The following is a 14,838-nucleotide window of genomic DNA, read 5'->3' on the forward strand; positions in this document are numbered from 1 at the left end:
CGAGGCCCGCCGAATCGCCCGTGAGCGCCGGATCGTAGCCGACCCACACCTCGCGATGACCGAACGGCCGCAGCAGCAGCGGCGAGAAGTCGTCCGCCCATTCTTCCCACGAGTCGACCATGCAGCGTTGCAGGTCCGACAGCTTGAACACCGACAGCGAATCGTCGATGAACTGGCACATCAGCAGATTCGCGAATTCCTCGGCGCTGTACTCGCGGCGCAGCTCGTCAATGTCGAACAGGTCGCAGCCGCCCGCCATCGCGTCGAGCACGGTCACGATCTGCCGCCACTGCGCGTCCTCGCACAACATGCCGCGCACGAGCGCCTCGTGGCTCGTGTCGATCTGGATGCGGTCGCCCGCAGCGCGGCCGCGGTTCGCATGCGCGCCGCTCCAAAATGCGTACGCTTCGTGCGTGACGCTCGACGGCGTGCTGAAGTAGGTCTTGCGCCAGCGCTTGTGCATCGCCATGCCGGACGCGACCTTGTTCAGCTCGCGGAACTTCGGAACCCAAAAGTATTCGTCGAAATAGAAGTTGCCGTGGTACGACTGCGCGGTGCGTGCGTTCGTCCCCAGGAAATACAGCGTCGCGCCGCTCGGCAAGATGATCGGATCGCCCGTGAGCTCCACATCGGCGGCGTCGCGTGCGAACTGCGTGATGTACTGCTTGAAGACATGCGCCTGAGCCTTGCTCGCCGATAGGAAGATCTGATTGCGGTCGGTGTCGAGCGCGTCGACGAGTGCCTCGCGCGCGAAGTACCACGTCGCACCGATCTGCCGCGACTTCAGAATGTTGCGCGTGCGCTGATCGCCGTTCCGATACCAGACCTTCTGATAATCGAACAGCGAATCGCGGAACGCTTCGATGATGCGCTTGTGCTGTTCCTCGCTGATTTCGTTGCGCGGCGCGCGGCGCTTCGGGCCGGCGTTGCGCGTCGCAATCTTCGGGTTCAGGTCCGATTCCTTGCCCGTCTCGTCGTACTTGCGCACGCGCGCGAGCCGCTCGACCTGTCGGCCGAGTAGATCGATTTCCTTGTAGTCGCCGCCGTCCTTCTTGTCCTTCGCAATCAGCACCATCATGCGCACTTCGAGCGACGCCTCGATGCGTTCGACGGGCGTTGCATCCTTCCACTTTTCGCGGCGGCACCACGACGCGACAGTCGCGGGTTTCACGTCGAGATGACGGGCGATCGACGAGAGGCGCCAGCCTTGCCAATAGAGCGTGCGCGCGACCTTGCGCACGTCGTTTTCGAGCTGATGAGGGTCCGTAGTTTCGAGCATGCGGCCAAGCGTAGGCCGCCGCGCACGCGCGAGCACGCGCAGCGCGCTGTACCCGCGTGACCCACAAACGCCGCTCGTTGAGCCGTGGCGCGTGAACGCCGAACATGAGAACCACGCTCACTCAACCCACGTTCGACCCTCTCTATGGCAAGCAAATCGAAATTCTTCCGCGTCGCAGTGGAAGGCGCGACCGTCGACGGTCGCGAGATCAAGCGTGAATGGCTCACGCAGATGGCGAAGCACTACGACCCGAAGCTGTACGGCGCGCGCGTCAACCTCGAACACCTGAAGGGCTGGGCGCCGCTGTCGCCCACCAACCCGTTCGGTTCATACGGCGACGTGATCGCGCTGAACACGGCCGAAATCGAAGACGGTCCGCTGAAGGGAAAGATGGCGCTGCATGCACAGATCGACCCGACCGACGAACTCGTCGCGCTGTCGAAGAAGCGCCAGAAGATTTTCACGTCGATCGAAATCAACCCCGACTTCGCCGATATCGGCGAGGCGTATCTCGTCGGGCTCGCCGCGACCGACGACCCGGCGAGCCTCGGCACCGAAGCACTGCAATTCGCCGCGAAGCGCACGAACAACGTGTACTCGGCCGCGTGCGAAACGTCGATCGAATTCGAAGGCGCGACCGAGACGGCCGGCATCAAGGAATGGGTGAAGGGCCTGTTCGCCCGCAACCGCGAGAACGACGACGAGCGCTTCGCCGACGTGCGCGAGGCGGTCGAACAGGTCGCGACCCACGCACACAACACGGGCCGCGAAGTCGCGACGCTGAGCGCGGCCGTTGCGAGCGCCACGAGCGCGGCGGCCGACGCGAAGAAGCGCGCAGACGAAGCCGTCGCCGCCGTCGAAGCGCTCACCGAGAAGCTATCGAACACCGACAACGGCGCGCCGCAGCGCCCGCCCTCGACCGGCTCGACGGGCGAGCTCGTCACCGACTGCTGACCCATCCCGCACACCACACAGGAGCATTCCCCGATGAGGAAGGAAACGCGCAAGGCGTACGAAAAGTACGCCGCGCAAATCGCCAAGCTGAACGACACGGGCGACGTGTCGACGAAGTTCGCGGTCGAGCCGACCGTGCAACAGAAGCTCGAAACGAAGATGCAGGAATCGAGCGAATTTCTCAACCGCATCAACATCCTCCCCGTGACCGAGCTCGAAGGCGAAAAGCTCGGCCTGTCGGTATCCGGCCCGATCGCTAGCCGCACCGACACGACGAAGGCGGACCGCCAGCCGGTCGACCCGACAAGCCTCGACAGCAACCGCTATCGCTGCGAGAAGACCGACTATGACACGGCGATTCCGTATCGCAAGCTCGACGCATGGGCGAAGTTCCCCGACTTCCAGCAGCGCATCCGCAACGTGATTCTTAATCAGTCCGCAATCGATCGCATCATGGCGGGCTGGCACGGCGTTAGAGCGGCCGCGACGACCGACAGGCAGGCAAACCCGCTGTTGCAGGACGTCAATATCGGCTGGCTGCAACAGTACCGCGAGCGCGCCGCGCAGCGCGTGCTCCACGAGGGCAAACAGGCCGGCAAGGTGCTGGTCGGCAAGGCGGGCGACTACGAGAACCTCGACGCGCTCGTGATGGATATCGTCTCGTCGATGATCGATCCGTGGTTCCAGGAAGACACAGGCCTCGTCGTGATCTGCGGCCGCGAGCTGCTGCACGACAAGTATTTCCCGATCGTCAACGCGAAGCAGGCGCCGACCGAGCAGCTCGCATCCGATCTGATCGTGAGCCAGAAACGCATCGGCAACCTGCCGGCCGTGCGCGTGCCGCACTTCCCGAAACGCGCGCTGATGGTGACGAAGCTCGACAACCTGTCGATCTACTACCAGGAAGGCGCGCGCCGGCGCGCACTGATCGACAACCCGAAGCGCGACCGCATCGAGAACTACGAATCGTCGAACGACGCCTACGTCGTCGAAGACTTCGGCTGCGGCTGCGTGGCCGAAAACATCGAACTGGCGGCGGCATGACGATCAACACGCCCGCCCGCGCGCACTTCGAACGCGTCTCGGCCGCGCGCGCGGCGGCCGCCGTGTCGTCCGGCGAGACGATGAAAGGCGCGACGCCGTATGAGCTGATGCTCGCGAAGCTCGCGGCCGACCGCCGCGCGCTCAAAGGCATTCAGTCGATCGAGCGGAAGATCGAGCTGAAACGCAAGCTGCTGCCGGAGTACGCCGACTACGTGGCGGGCGTGTTGAGCGGCGGCCGCGGCGCGCAGGACGACGTGCTCGTGACGGTGATGGTCTGGCGCATCGACGCCGGCGACTTCGACGGCGCGCTCGCGATCGCGGCCTACGCGCTCGCGCACGGCCTGACGCTGCCCGACCAGTTCGAGCGCTCGCTCGCGTCGCTCGTCGCCGAGCAGTTCGCCGACGCCGCGCTGTCGTCGTTCATGGACGGCGGGACGTTCGACGCGGCGAGTCTCGAGCTCGTCGACGACCTGACGCGCGACGCCGACATGCACGACCAGGTACGCGCGAAGCTATACAAGGCGCTCGGCTACGCGACGCAGGCCGCCGCGCCGGCGCGCGCGCTCGACTATCTGCGCCGCGCGGTCGCGCTGAACGATCGCGTTGGCGTGAAAAAGGACATCGACCGGCTGACGAAGCAGGTCGAAGCCGCGGGCCGTCGGGGCGACGGCGCCGACGGCACGTAAAGAGCCCACCTCGGCATGGCGGCACCGGCGCACAGGCCCCACGCCTGACGGTTACGGACCTGGTGCGCCGGTCCACCGCCACCTCATTTCGAATCGACCATGAACAGTTTTGTCGCTACTGCCGCGCCCACCGTCGCGGCGACGCCGATCGAAGGCACGTTGACGAACGACGGCTTCTTCCCGGCCATCGATCTGTCCGCGCTGCGCGATGCGATGCGCCTGGACGGCACCGTGACGGCCGAGCGGCTGCGGCACGCCGCGCGCGATGCGATGCTGACCGTGAACGACGAGCTCGCCACGTGGCGCACGCGGCAGCGCGCCGCGGGCGCGACGACGCTTGCCGACGTGCCGGCCGCGCGCATCGACGGCGAATCGGCGCACGTTTTGCGCTACCGGCGCGCGGTGTACCACCTGACGCACGCCGACGTGACCGAGAAGTACCGCGGCTACGACACGACGAAGAGCGGCGGCCAGGCGGCGGCCGAGCTCGCGGAAACCGTCGACGAGTCGCGGCGCAATGCGCGGTGGGCGATCAGCGACATCCTCGGCATCGCGCGCTCGACCGTGGAGCTGATCTGATGGCCCGCCCCATGTACCGCATCCGGCAGTTCGCCCGGTCACGCGTCTACCTCGGCCAGCTGTATCAACCGGGCGCGTACCAGGTCCAGCGACGCGTCGCGGTCCTGTTCTGGTGCGAGATCGCCTATTGCTCGCGTCGCTCCGAAGCTGAGGCGGCCATACGGGGGGATGTTCTCGCCCGCCGGGTGGCTCGGATCAAGCCGCGCGTGCGCGGCGTGTTTGGGCGCGACGGGCAGGAGCTGACGAAGTGAAGGTCGCCGCGCTCCAAGGCGAGACGCTCGACGCGCTGTGCTGGCGGCACTACGGCAGCACGGCGGGCACGGTCGAAGCCGTGCTGGAAGCGAATCCCGGCCTCGCCGAGCTCGGCGTCGTGCTCCCCATGGGAACCGTCGTGGAGATGCCGGAGCGCAACGCGATCGAGCCGACCACGCCGCTATTGCAACTGTTTGACTGACCGGAGCCGATTGAATGGCTGAACCGAACACCACCTCGGCCGCGGCGCTGTTCGCCGCGGTCGGCCTCGCCGGCATCGCGCCGGGTGTCGACGGCGACGCGCTGATCGGCGCATTCGCAGGCGCTGCGCTCGTGGTCGTCACGTCGAAAGACCTCGGCCTCGCGAAGCGCGCCGTGTACATGCTCATCTCGCTCGTGATGGGCTACCTGGCCGCGCCCGAGATCGTCCACGCGGTGCCGATCCGCTCGACGGGCGTCGCCGCGTTCTTCGCGGCCGCGCTCGTGATCGCGGTCACGCTGACGCTGATCGAGCGCGTGAAGGGCATGGACCTGTTCGCGCTGTTCCGCAAGGGAGACTGACGTGCATGTCTCGTCTGCACTTGTCGCGCTCGCCGCGCACTTCGCCGTCATCGTGCGCGTGCTGACCTACCGCAAGAACGGCGCGCGGCATCGCTTCCACGTCGCCTGGGCGGCCTGGGTGATCGTCGCGATTTCGGGCGGCTCGGCGATCGAGCTGCTGTTTCATCCGAAGCCGACCGGCTTTTTTCACGCGGCGCTCGCGGTTCTGCTCGCCGTGCTGGTGTACCTCGCGCGCGGCAACGTCGCGCGCCTTCTACGGAGTGACGAAGCGTGAACATCCTTCGATTCAACGATCACGGCGCGGAAGTCGGTTTGCTGCAGCAGCGCCTCGTGCGCGCCGGCTATCCGGTCGACGTGTCGCACCTCTACGACGAGCAGACCGAGCGCGCCGTCCAGACGTTACAGGCAGCCGCGGGCCTTGTCGTCGATGGCATCGCCGGCCCGAAGACGTACCGGGTGCTCGCCAGCGGGCAGCGCGACCCGAAGCACCTGACGGACGCCGACCTCGTGCGCGCGGCCGACACGCTCGGCGTATCCGTCGCGTGCGTGCGCGCCGTCAACGAAGTCGAGTCGCGCGGCGTGGGCTTTCTGGACGACGGCCGACCCAAAATCCTGTTCGAGCGCCACGTCATGTATCAGCGGCTCGGCGTGAATCTCGGCATGAACGCGGCCGTCGCCGGCGCGAAACAGAACCCGAGCGTCGTCAATCCGAAACGCGGCGGCTACCAGGGCGGCGCCGCCGAATACGTGCGGCTCGACACCGCGGCGCGGATCGACGCGGCGTCCGCGTACGAGTCGGCGAGCTGGGGCGCGTTCCAGATCATGGCGTATCACTGGAAGCGCCTCGGCTACGCGAATGTCGATGATTTCGTGTCCCGCATGGAGCTGGGTGAAGCCGAGCACCTCGACGCATTCGTGCGGTACGTCGCGGCCGACAAGAAGCTGCTGGCCGCGCTCCGGGGCCGGAAGTGGGCGGCGTTCGCGGAAGGCTACAACGGCTCGGAATTCGCGATCAACCTGTATGACGTGAAGCTCGACCGCGCCTATACGAAATACGCCGGCGCCGGCAAGGCGGCCGCATGAACCTCGCGCGCCTAACGCCGTGGCTGGCGCTGCTCGCGTTGATTGCGCTGGTCGCGAGCTGCCAACACAGCCGCGCGCTGCGCGAGCAGCTCGACCGGGCGACCGACGATGCGCGCCGTGCGAATCACGACGCGCAAGCGAGCGCCGCCGTCATCGAGCGTCTGCTGGCCGACGCCAAGGCAAAGGATGCGCAACGCGAGCAGCTCGACCGCGCGCGCGCCGGCGTCGACGCGACGCTCGCGACCTATCGTAACGAACTGCGGAGACTGATCGATGAAAACGCCGCCGTGCGCACCTGGGCTGCTGGCGCTCTGCCTGACGACGTTGTGCGCCTGCACGCAAGCCCCGCCCTCACAGGCGCCGACGATTACGCTCAACGAATGCGCGAGCGTGACACGCTGCACGATGCCGGCGATGGCGCCGCGAACCAACGGTGAACTGAGCGACGCGCTGCACGTCGCGCGCGCGGCGTGGGCGCGCTGCGCGTCCGAAGTCGACATGATCGCGACGTGCCAGGCGCGCGCGTGGCGGGCGGGCAGCGATGAATAAGCCGAACAGCCTACGTGCGGCGCTCGTCGCCGCGTTGCCGCAGCTCAGCGCTTCGCCGGATCAACTGCTCGTGTTCGTCAACGACGGCCGGATCGAAGCGACGGGCACGCGCACGGCGTCGTTCGACTATGAATACGAGTGCGAGATCATCATTCGCGATTTCGTCGGCAGTGCGGACGACGTGATGGTCGCCGTCGTTGAGTGGGCGCGCGCGAATCAGCCGGACCTTGTGACGAACCGCGACGAGCGCCGCGACGGCATCACGTTCGTCGCGGACATCCTGTCGAACAACGCCGTCGACCTCGGGCTAAAAGTGAAGCTATCGGAAAGCGTCGTGGTCGGAACCGACGAAGCCGGCAACCGGACGGTCGAGCACATCGACGACGCGGCCGACGAGTGGCTCGCATGACGGACGATCTTCAAGCGCTCGAAAAATGGGCCGGCGCGCTGCTGGCGAAATTGTCGCCGGCGGCCCGCCGTCAACTGCTGCGCGAGCTCGGCCGCGATCTGCGCCGCGCGCAGCAGTCGCGCGTCGCCGCGCAGCGGAATCCGGACGGGTCCGCGTACGCGCCGCGGAAGGTGAAACGCGGCGGCAAGCACTTGCGCGACAAGGCCGGCCGCATCAAGCGCGAAGCGATGTTTCGGAAGCTGCGCGCCGCGCGCTATCTGCGAATCGACGTAGACGACGCCGGGCTCGCGATCGGCTTCGACGAACGGCTCTCGCGCATCGCGCGCGTCCACCAGGAAGGGCAGAAAGCGCCCGTCGAGCCGGGCGGCCCGCTCGCGCAGTATCCGGTTCGCGTCGTGCTTGGTTTCGCTGACGCTGATCGCGAGCTCGTGCGCGATCGGCTGCTACGCTATCTAAACCGCTGAATCGGTTCCGTGACCCCGCGCTGCGCAATCGACACTAGGCGCGCGTGCTCATATTGATGTACGACATCGATATACACGTTGCTTCCATTCAGCGAACGCGCTTGCGATTTCATTTCGACTAACCTACGAAAATCGCTCGACATTCCGTCCCGTATCTGATGCGAGGATTTGTTGAGATTGACCTATAGTAGAACTCTGAGGTACGTTTCCGATAGATGAATGACGTATCCATCGAATCGGTTTTAAAAAAAGTAATTTGGAGGGGGCCATGGCGGATCGTATTTTGAGGATTGTCGTCACTCTGGTCGCTCTCCTCGCATCGTCGCCGACGTACGCCTCTTCCTGCGAAGATGATGATCTGCAAAGCAAGAGTAACGATGGCTCATATCTGTTTATGTTGTCGGGTGCCGTCTACGAGGTGCTTGCGGGGGACGTAATCGATAGCTCGCTGTGGCTTCCTCCATCGGAGGTCGTAATATGCTCAAGGGTCGTTTCGTACCGGGGTGACAAGTACACGATCTACGACATTGTCAACAAAGACGAAAATGAAAAAGTCAGCGCCATCAAGCGCCGATGATTTGATTTTGTGCCCGCTATCCAACAGCCCTCCAAATCATTATCAAAAATAATCTGGGGATTCATGAAATCTCGTGCGTTGATCTCAAGTGCGATTGCATTCGCGACCACGCTTTTCACAGGTTGCATCACGAATCAGGCATTTTCGGAACGCTTGAACACATTGCTTGGGGAACCCATTGACGAAGCCATCTCAAAGCTTGGCTATCCATCAGGTGAGCGACAAGTGGCTGGGCACCACATATACGTTTGGAGTGTTGATCGGAACGGGACAAATTTTGTTCCGCAGCAGTCTTATGCAAATGGATATTCGACAGGACCATTCGGAATGACGACATATCACGCTACGGCTACCACAATGCGGGCAGTGCCCGTGAACTATGCGTGTGAGATCGATTTAGAAGTGGACATGGAGAACAAGGTTAAATCGTTCCAGTTCAGCGGCAACCAAGGCGGATGCCGCCCCTTTTACTATCGCCTAGGTGCAGAGCGGCGAACGTGCGTCACTTACGCTGGCCAGACGTCTTGTCGGTGAGTGAACTAGTACGCAAAATGCAAGACTAGTCAGCGCGTTGCGCTATCTGAACCGCTAATTCACCTACCGCGGCATCGAGCCGGGCTGATGCGATTGCGTGGTAGGCCGCGTTCGTTTCGCACCCAATCCAGTGCAAGCCGGCCTCGCGCGCCGCGGCGAGAAACGTGCCCGAGCCGGCAAACAGGTCGCACACCACGCCCCCGGCCGGCACGAGCCGCATGACCTCACGCGCCACGTCGAGCGGCTTCTCGGTGACGTGGCGCTTCGGCAACGGCAGGCGAGACGGGAACACGCCCGGCAGATACACATCGCTGTCGCGCATCGCGCCGCGGCTCGCCCACACGACGAATTCGGCCTGCTGCGCGAAGCCGCCGCGCCGCGGCCGCGCGCGGCCGGGCGTCTTGTCCCATACCGCGACGCCGCGCAGGATCAAGCCGGCCGCCTGCACGACATCGGTAAGCGTCGGAAGCTGCCGCCAGTCGATGAAGCACACGAGCAGGCCGCCCGACTTCAACGCGCGGCGGCATTCCGTCAGCCACGCGTGGCACCAGAACGCCCACGCGCGCTGGTCCATGTTGTCGCTGTCGAAGTCCTCGTACTCGGCCTTCACGCCGCTGTTGATGTACTTCTCGCTCGGCGGCCGCGTGCGCGCCGACGTGTGCAGTCCGCCGGACGAATACGGCGGATCGGTGAACACCATGTCGATTGAAGCGTCGGGCAGCATGCGCGCCAGCGTGAGCGCGTCCGTCGCGTGAAGTCGGTCGAGTAGCGGGGCAAGATCGGCCGCGGGCGCGGCGTCGGTAGGTTGAATCGTCATCGTGTTGCGAGAGTAAAAAATGCGCGCGCGGCGCACGCTGCGCGCGTCGTTGCGTGTATCGAGCGGCCATTGTCGACGCACGTTTCACTGCGCGGATCACGAGCACGCTGTACCCGGCGGCACGACAAAGGCGAGTGCTCGCGCCCCGCGCGAGCGGCCGGCACCATTGCCGGTATGGATGCGAACGAAATTCAACGGCAAGCACGCAACGTCGTGCGCAAAGGCTCGATTCTCGATGTCGACCACACGGCGGGCCTCTGCCGCGTGTCGGTCGGCGAGTCGGACGACGACGGCCTGCAAACGAACTGGATTCCCTGGCTCGCGCCGGCGGCCGGTAACACGCGCGAGTGGTCGCCGCCGACGAAGGGCGAGCAAGTCGTCGTGCTCGGCGCGATGGGCGACCTTGCGCAAGGCGTCGTGCTGCGCGGCGTCTTCTCCGACGCGTTCCCCGCCCCCGACAACCGGCCGAACACCCACACCCGAATCTATGCGGACGGCGCACGCGTGACCTACGACCACGACGCCCATGCGCTCACTGCCGAGCTGCCCGCCGGCGCGACCGTGCGCGTTGTCGCGCCCGTGTCGATCACGGTCGAGACGGAATCGGCGACCGTGAAGGCCGCATCGGTCACGCTCGACGCCGAGCAGACGACCTGCACGGGCGCATTGCTCGTAAAAGGGCCGCTTGCGTTCGAGTCTGGCATGACGGGCACGGGCAGCGCCGGCGACGGCAACGTGATGCGCATCGACGGTGCGGCCGATTTCACAGGCGAAGTGCGCTCGATGGGCAAGAGCGTGCCGCACCACACGCACCAGGCGCGTGGCGAATCGGCCGAAGTGAGCCAGCCGCTATGAGGGGCATGAACGCCGTCACCGGCCGCGCGATTTCCGGGCTCGACCATCTCGCGCAGTCGATCGGCAAGATCATCACGACGCCGCTCGCGTCGTGCATCCAGCGCCGCGCGTTCGGCTCGGAGCTGCCCGACCTGATCGACGCGCCCGCCAACGGCGCGACGCGCATTCGCCTCTTCGCGGCGATCGCGACCGCACTGATGCGATGGGAACCTCGCCTGACGGTCACGCGCATTCAGATTTCGGCGGCCGCCACCGACGCGTTCGCGGGCCGGCAGTTCGTCGACATCGAAGGATGGACGGACGAGCGCGACGAGCTCGCCTCGCTGCGCGTGCCGCTGTCGAACGGGGGCGCATCGTGAGAAGCACGCCCATCGATCTTTCGCAGCTTCCGGCCCCGGATATCGTCGAGCCGGTCGACTTCGAGACGCTGTTCGCCGAGCGCAAAGCGCGGCTCGTGTCGCTGTATCCGGTCGAGCACCAGGCGGAAATCGCCGCGACGCTCGCGCTCGAATCGGAGCCCGTGACCCGCGTGCTACAGGAGAACGCGTATCGCGAAGTGCTGCTGCGGCAGCTCATCAACGACACGTCGCGCGGCGTGCTGCTCGCGTACGCCCGCGGCACGACGCTCGACCACATCGCGGCGCTGTTCGATGTCGAGCGGCTGGTGATCACGGCGGCCGATCCGGAGCACGACGTCGAGCAGGTCGACGAAGACGACGACAGTCTGCGCGAGCGCGTGCAGCTCGCGCCGCGCGGCTTCTCCGTCGCCGGCCCCGAAGAGGCGTACGTGTTCCACGCGCGCGCGGCGGACGGCCGCGTGCTGTCCGCGTCTGCGCGCAGTCCCGAACCGTGCGTGATGGTTGTCACGGTCCTGTCGCGCGAAGGCGACGGCACGGCGAGCGACGAACTGATCGGCATCGTGCGTGCGGCGCTGGAAGGCGTGCGCCCGCAAACCGACCAGGTGATCGTGCAGAGCGCGAAGGTCGTGCCGTACGCGATCCGCGCGACGCTGCGCTTCTTCTCCGGCCCCGATCGCGCTGTTGCGCTCGCCGAAGCGAACAGGCGCACCGCGAAGTTCGCCGCCGACATGCGCCGCATCGGCATGGAAATCACGGTCGACGGCCTGCATGCGGCGATGCGCGTCGCCGGCGTGCAAAAGGTGCTGCTCGACTCGCCCGCCGGCGGCGTCTCCGTGACGGCCGAGCAGGCGCCGTACTGCACCGGAATCGAACTGATCGACGGCGGGGTCGCGGATGACTAAGTTGGCAACCTCGCTGCTGCCCCCGAACGCGACCGCGCTCGAACGCCGGCTCGCGGAGACGAACGCGCGCATCAGCACGATTCCGGTCGACATCGGCACGCTGATGAATCCCGACACAATCCCGCTGCGGTTCCTGCCGTGGCTCGCGTGGCACCTCGGCGTCGAGACGTGGAAGGACTACTGGCCCGAGCAGGTGAAGCGCGCGCGCGTGAAAGCGGCGATTCGGATCGCACGCAAGAAAGGCACGGCCGCGGCCGTGCGCGACGTGTGCGCGTCGTTCGGCGCGAACGTCGTAATGCGCGAATGGTTCGAGAAGACGCCGAAGGGCCGGCCGGGCACCTTCGAAATCCTGATGACGGTCGGCGCGCGCGACGGCATCCCCGCGACCGTCGAATACGTCGCCGACATCATCGCCGAAGTCGATCGGGCGAAACGCGGCACCGCGCACTACACGTTCACGCAGTGCTTCAACGCGACCGGCACGCAGCGCATCGGCGCCGGCGCGCGCGCGGCGATCTATCGCCGTCTGTCCCTCACGGATATCTGACATGGCTGGAACCCTCATCAACCTCACCGACGCCGGCCGGGCGGCACTCGTCGCCCCCGGCAACACCGGCACCACTGCGCGTCGCGTCGTCGAGATCGGGCTCGGCACCGCGCCGTTCGCGTTCGACCGCGGCATGAAGGCGATGCCGAACGAGCGCAAGCGCGTGACGACGTTCGGCGGCGACAACGTCGCGCCGGACACGGTGCATGTCGTGATCCAGGACGACACGAGCGACCAGTATTCGCTGTATGCGTTCGGCCTGTACCTCGACAGCGGCGTGCTGTTCGCCGTCTACGTGCAGGACACGCCGATTCTCGAAAAATCGCCCGCGGCGATGATGCTGCTCGCGACCGACGTCGTTTTCGCGACGATCGACGCGGCGAAGCTCGAGTTCGGGCCGGCGACGTTCCTGAACCCGCCGGCGACGACCGAGCGCAAGGGCGTCGTCGAGCTCGCCACGCAGGCCGAAGTCGACGCCGGCGACGACGACACGCGCGCCGTCACGCCGAAGACGGCGAAGCGACGCTACGCGGCGCTGTCGGGCGCGACGTTCGACGGCCGCGTGCGCGTCGTCGCCGATGTCGACGACCGCACGGCGCAAGTCGAGGTGTCGCCGAAGACAGCCGGGGCCGGCAAGGAAAGCAAGGGCCGCCTGTTCGCCACGTTCAGCGACGCCTCGCTGCCTGACCTGAGCCCGCGCCTCGTCGCGTCGTATCGCGCCGGCTTCGGTGCGGGCGCATGGGGCAGCGAGTACTTCGACATCTGGTTGAACGACGGCACGAACAACGACGCGCGCAGCGACGCGAAACAGATGCGCGCGGTGCGCCTCACATCCGGCGGCCGCGTGCTGATCGGCGACCGGGAGGACGACGGCAAGACTGCGCTGCAGGTGCGCGGCGGCATTGACGCGTCGGAGGGCGTCACGTCGCGCGCGATCGACGCCGGGGGCGCCGGCGGCCACTTCCGCGCGGTCTGCGACGGCTACGGCGCGCTCGTGCGCAACGATGGTCAGCGCGTCTATCTGCTGTCGACGAAAAAGGGCGATGCGAACGGCACGTACAACGACTATCGGCCGTTTTCGTGGTCACTGTTGACGGGCAAGGTGATCATCGACGGCAACGGATCGGGTGCCGCATTCGGCGGAGCCGTCGATGTCGCTCGCGACCTGAGTGTCGGCCAAGGCGCCTCGGAAGCCCACATTCGGCTCGGCCCGCTCGACGGCTATCACTACGCGAGCAAGAGCGGGGTCGGTTGGTGGTCGCCGACGCTCGGCTCGTTTCATTACGAATTCGCAAGCCGCACGTTCCGCATCGACGGAAGAGTTGCGTGGCACGAAGGCAACCTCGACCCGCTCGACAAGAGCAAGGGCGGCACGGTGGGCGGCGACGTGGCGTTCGCGCCGGGCAAGCGGCTCGTGCTCGCCGAAGGCAGCCCGTCCGCGCCGTCGCTCACGTTCGCCAACGACGGCGCGCCGGATACCGGCCTCTATCACGCGGCGGACGGCGAGTTTGGCGTGACGTGCAACACGCGCGTCGTCGTGCGCTTCTCGCCGACGCTTGCCGTGTTCGAGCAGCCCGTCACAGGGCCGACGCCGCCGGCGACCGATCGCTCGACGCGTCTCGCGACGACCGAATGGGTTCGGTCCGTCCTGTCGACCACGACGATTGGACAGATCGTTTTCGAGCCGCGCACGACGGTACGGCCGGGCTTCCTCAAGGCGAACGGCGTGCTCGTGAACCGCGCCGACTACCCGGAATTGTGGGCGTATGCGCAGGCGAGCGGCGCGCTCGTGTCCGACGACGAGTGGATGAAGGATCGCTGGGGCTGCTTCTCGACCGGCGACGGCGCGGCGACGTTCCGTTTGCCCGAGCTGCGCGGCGAATTCATTCGATGCTGGTCCGATGCACGCGGCGGCGTCGACGCGAGCCGCCAGATTGGCGCGTTCCAGGGCGACCAGAACCACTCGCACGCGCACGGCGCGGGCGCGAGCGAAGTGCCTGACCATGCCCACAGCGCATGGACCGACGTTCAGGGCTGGCACGGCCACCACGGCTGGACGAACGGCGTGGGCGATCACCAGCACGTCGTCCCGTTCGGGCAAAACGATCGGTCATTTACGCCACCGTGGGGAACCAACGGTGAGAACGACCGCTTCGGCGCGCAAACGGAAGACTGGGACAACAAGTGGTTCCTCACCAGCCCCGCGGGCAACCACAACCACGAGTTCAACACGGAAGGAAACGGCAATCACGGCCACACCGTCGGCATCGGCGCCGCGGGCCGGCACGCGCACGTCATCACGGTTCAGCCCGACGGCGGCGACGAGTCCCGCCCCCGCAACGTCGCGCTGCTCGCATTGATTCGCGCCTACTAACCACGAGAGACAC

Annotated in this window: 20 protein-coding genes and 2 pseudogenes; 20 read left to right on the plus strand and 2 right to left on the minus strand. The window is 66.2% G+C overall.

Annotated features, from left to right (window positions below):
- A partial coding sequence (locus WS62_RS10610; protein WP_066570810.1) for a terminase large subunit domain-containing protein occupies positions 1 to 1,279 on the minus strand: 1,279 nt, incomplete at its 3' end.
- A 144-nt stretch (positions 1,280 to 1,423) separates the two neighbouring features.
- Here WS62_RS10610 and WS62_RS10615 point away from each other — a divergent pair.
- From WS62_RS10615 to WS62_RS10680, 14 genes and pseudogenes are all read left to right on the plus strand, one after another.
- Entirely contained in the window at positions 1,424 to 2,233 is an 810-nt protein-coding gene (locus WS62_RS10615; protein ID WP_066570811.1) for a GPO family capsid scaffolding protein, read from the plus strand.
- Between the two features lie 33 nt (positions 2,234 to 2,266).
- Positions 2,267 to 3,277, plus strand: a complete 1,011-nt coding sequence (locus WS62_RS10620; protein ID WP_066570812.1) for a phage major capsid protein, P2 family — start codon at positions 2,267 to 2,269, stop codon at positions 3,275 to 3,277.
- Positions 3,274 to 3,963 carry a phage terminase small subunit gene (locus tag WS62_RS10625; protein ID WP_066570813.1) on the plus strand — a complete coding sequence of 230 codons (690 nt, stop codon included), beginning with the start codon at positions 3,274 to 3,276 and terminating at the stop codon, positions 3,961 to 3,963. The genes WS62_RS10620 and WS62_RS10625 overlap by 4 nt, the downstream gene beginning before the upstream one ends.
- A 99-nt stretch (positions 3,964 to 4,062) precedes the next feature.
- Positions 4,063 to 4,542 (plus strand): head completion/stabilization protein, encoded by a 480-nt coding sequence (locus WS62_RS10630; protein WP_066570814.1) that lies wholly within the window; start codon positions 4,063 to 4,065, stop codon positions 4,540 to 4,542.
- Complete coding sequence (locus WS62_RS10635; protein ID WP_044368026.1) at positions 4,542 to 4,793, plus strand: hypothetical protein; 252 nt, start codon at positions 4,542 to 4,544, stop codon at positions 4,791 to 4,793. The genes WS62_RS10630 and WS62_RS10635 overlap by 1 nt, the downstream gene beginning before the upstream one ends.
- Positions 4,790 to 4,996: a tail protein X gene (locus WS62_RS10640; protein WP_066570815.1), complete on the plus strand. Its 207-nt coding sequence runs from the start codon at positions 4,790 to 4,792 to the stop codon at positions 4,994 to 4,996. The genes WS62_RS10635 and WS62_RS10640 overlap by 4 nt, the downstream gene beginning before the upstream one ends.
- 14 nt (positions 4,997 to 5,010) lie before the next feature.
- A complete protein-coding gene (locus WS62_RS10645; RefSeq protein WP_066570816.1) occupies positions 5,011 to 5,355 on the plus strand; it encodes a putative holin in 345 nt (114 codons plus the stop codon).
- A gap of 1 nt (position 5,356) precedes the next feature.
- Complete coding sequence (locus tag WS62_RS10650; protein ID WP_066488505.1) at positions 5,357 to 5,629, plus strand: phage holin family protein; 273 nt, start codon at positions 5,357 to 5,359, stop codon at positions 5,627 to 5,629.
- Entirely contained in the window at positions 5,626 to 6,438 is an 813-nt protein-coding gene (locus tag WS62_RS10655; protein ID WP_066570817.1) for an N-acetylmuramidase domain-containing protein, read from the plus strand. Before WS62_RS10650 ends, WS62_RS10655 begins: the two co-directional genes overlap by 4 nt.
- A pseudogene (lysB, locus tag WS62_RS10660) lies at positions 6,435 to 6,791 on the plus strand (Rz-like lysis system protein LysB); the annotation flags it as partial. The gene WS62_RS10655 and the pseudogene lysB, both read left to right, overlap by 4 nt.
- Positions 6,712 to 6,987: an Rz1-like lysis system protein LysC gene (gene lysC, locus WS62_RS38045; protein ID WP_231748260.1), complete on the plus strand. Its 276-nt coding sequence runs from the start codon at positions 6,712 to 6,714 to the stop codon at positions 6,985 to 6,987. The pseudogene lysB and the gene lysC, both read left to right, overlap by 80 nt.
- Positions 6,980 to 7,396, plus strand: a complete 417-nt coding sequence (locus WS62_RS10670; protein ID WP_066570820.1) for a phage tail protein — start codon at positions 6,980 to 6,982, stop codon at positions 7,394 to 7,396. The genes lysC and WS62_RS10670 overlap by 8 nt, the downstream gene beginning before the upstream one ends.
- Positions 7,393 to 7,860, plus strand: coding sequence for a phage virion morphogenesis protein (locus WS62_RS10675; RefSeq protein WP_082720859.1), 468 nt, complete (start codon positions 7,393 to 7,395; stop codon positions 7,858 to 7,860). Before WS62_RS10670 ends, WS62_RS10675 begins: the two co-directional genes overlap by 4 nt.
- Positions 7,861 to 8,128: 268 nt before the next feature.
- Positions 8,129 to 8,437: a hypothetical protein gene (locus WS62_RS10680; RefSeq protein ID WP_066488515.1), complete on the plus strand. Its 309-nt coding sequence runs from the start codon at positions 8,129 to 8,131 to the stop codon at positions 8,435 to 8,437.
- Positions 8,438 to 8,996: 559 nt separating this feature from the next.
- On the opposite strand, the gene WS62_RS10685 is transcribed toward WS62_RS10680, so the two are convergent.
- Positions 8,997 to 9,788 carry a DNA-methyltransferase gene (locus WS62_RS10685; RefSeq protein ID WP_066570951.1) on the minus strand — a complete coding sequence of 264 codons (792 nt, stop codon included), beginning with the start codon at positions 9,786 to 9,788 and terminating at the stop codon, positions 8,997 to 8,999.
- 19 nt (positions 9,789 to 9,807) lie between these two features.
- Here WS62_RS10685 and WS62_RS38790 point away from each other — a divergent pair.
- The 6 genes and pseudogenes from WS62_RS38790 to WS62_RS10710 all read left to right on the plus strand — a co-directional run.
- Positions 9,808 to 10,041: pseudogene (locus WS62_RS38790) on the plus strand (hypothetical protein); the annotation flags it as partial.
- The gene (locus WS62_RS10690; RefSeq protein ID WP_066570821.1) at positions 9,963 to 10,643 is read left to right on the plus strand and encodes a phage baseplate assembly protein V; all 681 of its coding nucleotides are present in this window, start codon (positions 9,963 to 9,965) and stop codon (positions 10,641 to 10,643) included. The pseudogene WS62_RS38790 and the gene WS62_RS10690, both read left to right, overlap by 79 nt.
- Complete coding sequence (locus tag WS62_RS10695) at positions 10,640 to 11,002, plus strand: GPW/gp25 family protein (protein WP_066570822.1); 363 nt, start codon at positions 10,640 to 10,642, stop codon at positions 11,000 to 11,002. The genes WS62_RS10690 and WS62_RS10695 overlap by 4 nt, the downstream gene beginning before the upstream one ends.
- Positions 10,999 to 11,904: a baseplate J/gp47 family protein gene (locus tag WS62_RS10700; protein ID WP_066570823.1), complete on the plus strand. Its 906-nt coding sequence runs from the start codon at positions 10,999 to 11,001 to the stop codon at positions 11,902 to 11,904. The genes WS62_RS10695 and WS62_RS10700 overlap by 4 nt, the downstream gene beginning before the upstream one ends.
- The gene (locus WS62_RS10705; protein WP_066570824.1) at positions 11,897 to 12,451 is read left to right on the plus strand and encodes a phage tail protein I; all 555 of its coding nucleotides are present in this window, start codon (positions 11,897 to 11,899) and stop codon (positions 12,449 to 12,451) included. The genes WS62_RS10700 and WS62_RS10705 overlap by 8 nt, the downstream gene beginning before the upstream one ends.
- A gap of 1 nt (position 12,452) precedes the next feature.
- Positions 12,453 to 14,825, plus strand: a complete 2,373-nt coding sequence (locus WS62_RS10710; protein ID WP_066570825.1) for a phage tail fiber protein — start codon at positions 12,453 to 12,455, stop codon at positions 14,823 to 14,825.
- The last annotated feature ends 13 nt before the right edge of the window (positions 14,826 to 14,838 follow it).

Source organism: Burkholderia sp. ABCPW 14 (assembly GCF_001523835.1).
Lineage (GTDB): Bacteria > Pseudomonadota > Gammaproteobacteria > Burkholderiales > Burkholderiaceae > Burkholderia > Burkholderia mayonis.

What these genes read in the sequence shown, in the direction of transcription:
- WS62_RS10670 (WP_066570820.1), top strand. Translation starts at nt 6,980, where the DNA reads ATGAATAAGCCGAACAGCCTACGTGCGGCGCTCGTCGCCGCGTTGCCG.
- WS62_RS10625 (WP_066570813.1), top strand. Translation starts at nt 3,274, where the DNA reads ATGACGATCAACACGCCCGCCCGCGCGCACTTCGAACGCGTCTCGGCC.
- WS62_RS10615 (WP_066570811.1), top strand. Translation starts at nt 1,424, where the DNA reads ATGGCAAGCAAATCGAAATTCTTCCGCGTCGCAGTGGAAGGCGCGACC.
- WS62_RS10705 (WP_066570824.1), top strand. Translation starts at nt 11,897, where the DNA reads ATGACTAAGTTGGCAACCTCGCTGCTGCCCCCGAACGCGACCGCGCTC.
- lysC (WP_231748260.1), top strand. Translation starts at nt 6,712, where the DNA reads ATGAAAACGCCGCCGTGCGCACCTGGGCTGCTGGCGCTCTGCCTGACG.
- WS62_RS10685 (WP_066570951.1), bottom strand. Translation starts at nt 9,788, where the DNA reads ATGACGATTCAACCTACCGACGCCGCGCCCGCGGCCGATCTTGCCCCG.
- WS62_RS10635 (WP_044368026.1), top strand. Translation starts at nt 4,542, where the DNA reads ATGGCCCGCCCCATGTACCGCATCCGGCAGTTCGCCCGGTCACGCGTC.
- WS62_RS10620 (WP_066570812.1), top strand. Translation starts at nt 2,267, where the DNA reads ATGAGGAAGGAAACGCGCAAGGCGTACGAAAAGTACGCCGCGCAAATC.
- WS62_RS10690 (WP_066570821.1), top strand. Translation starts at nt 9,963, where the DNA reads ATGGATGCGAACGAAATTCAACGGCAAGCACGCAACGTCGTGCGCAAA.
- WS62_RS10630 (WP_066570814.1), top strand. Translation starts at nt 4,063, where the DNA reads ATGAACAGTTTTGTCGCTACTGCCGCGCCCACCGTCGCGGCGACGCCG.
- WS62_RS10645 (WP_066570816.1), top strand. Translation starts at nt 5,011, where the DNA reads ATGGCTGAACCGAACACCACCTCGGCCGCGGCGCTGTTCGCCGCGGTC.
- WS62_RS10710 (WP_066570825.1), top strand. Translation starts at nt 12,453, where the DNA reads ATGGCTGGAACCCTCATCAACCTCACCGACGCCGGCCGGGCGGCACTC.
- WS62_RS10675 (WP_082720859.1), top strand. Translation starts at nt 7,393, where the DNA reads ATGACGGACGATCTTCAAGCGCTCGAAAAATGGGCCGGCGCGCTGCTG.
- WS62_RS10695 (WP_066570822.1), top strand. Translation starts at nt 10,640, where the DNA reads ATGAGGGGCATGAACGCCGTCACCGGCCGCGCGATTTCCGGGCTCGAC.
- WS62_RS10680 (WP_066488515.1), top strand. Translation starts at nt 8,129, where the DNA reads ATGGCGGATCGTATTTTGAGGATTGTCGTCACTCTGGTCGCTCTCCTC.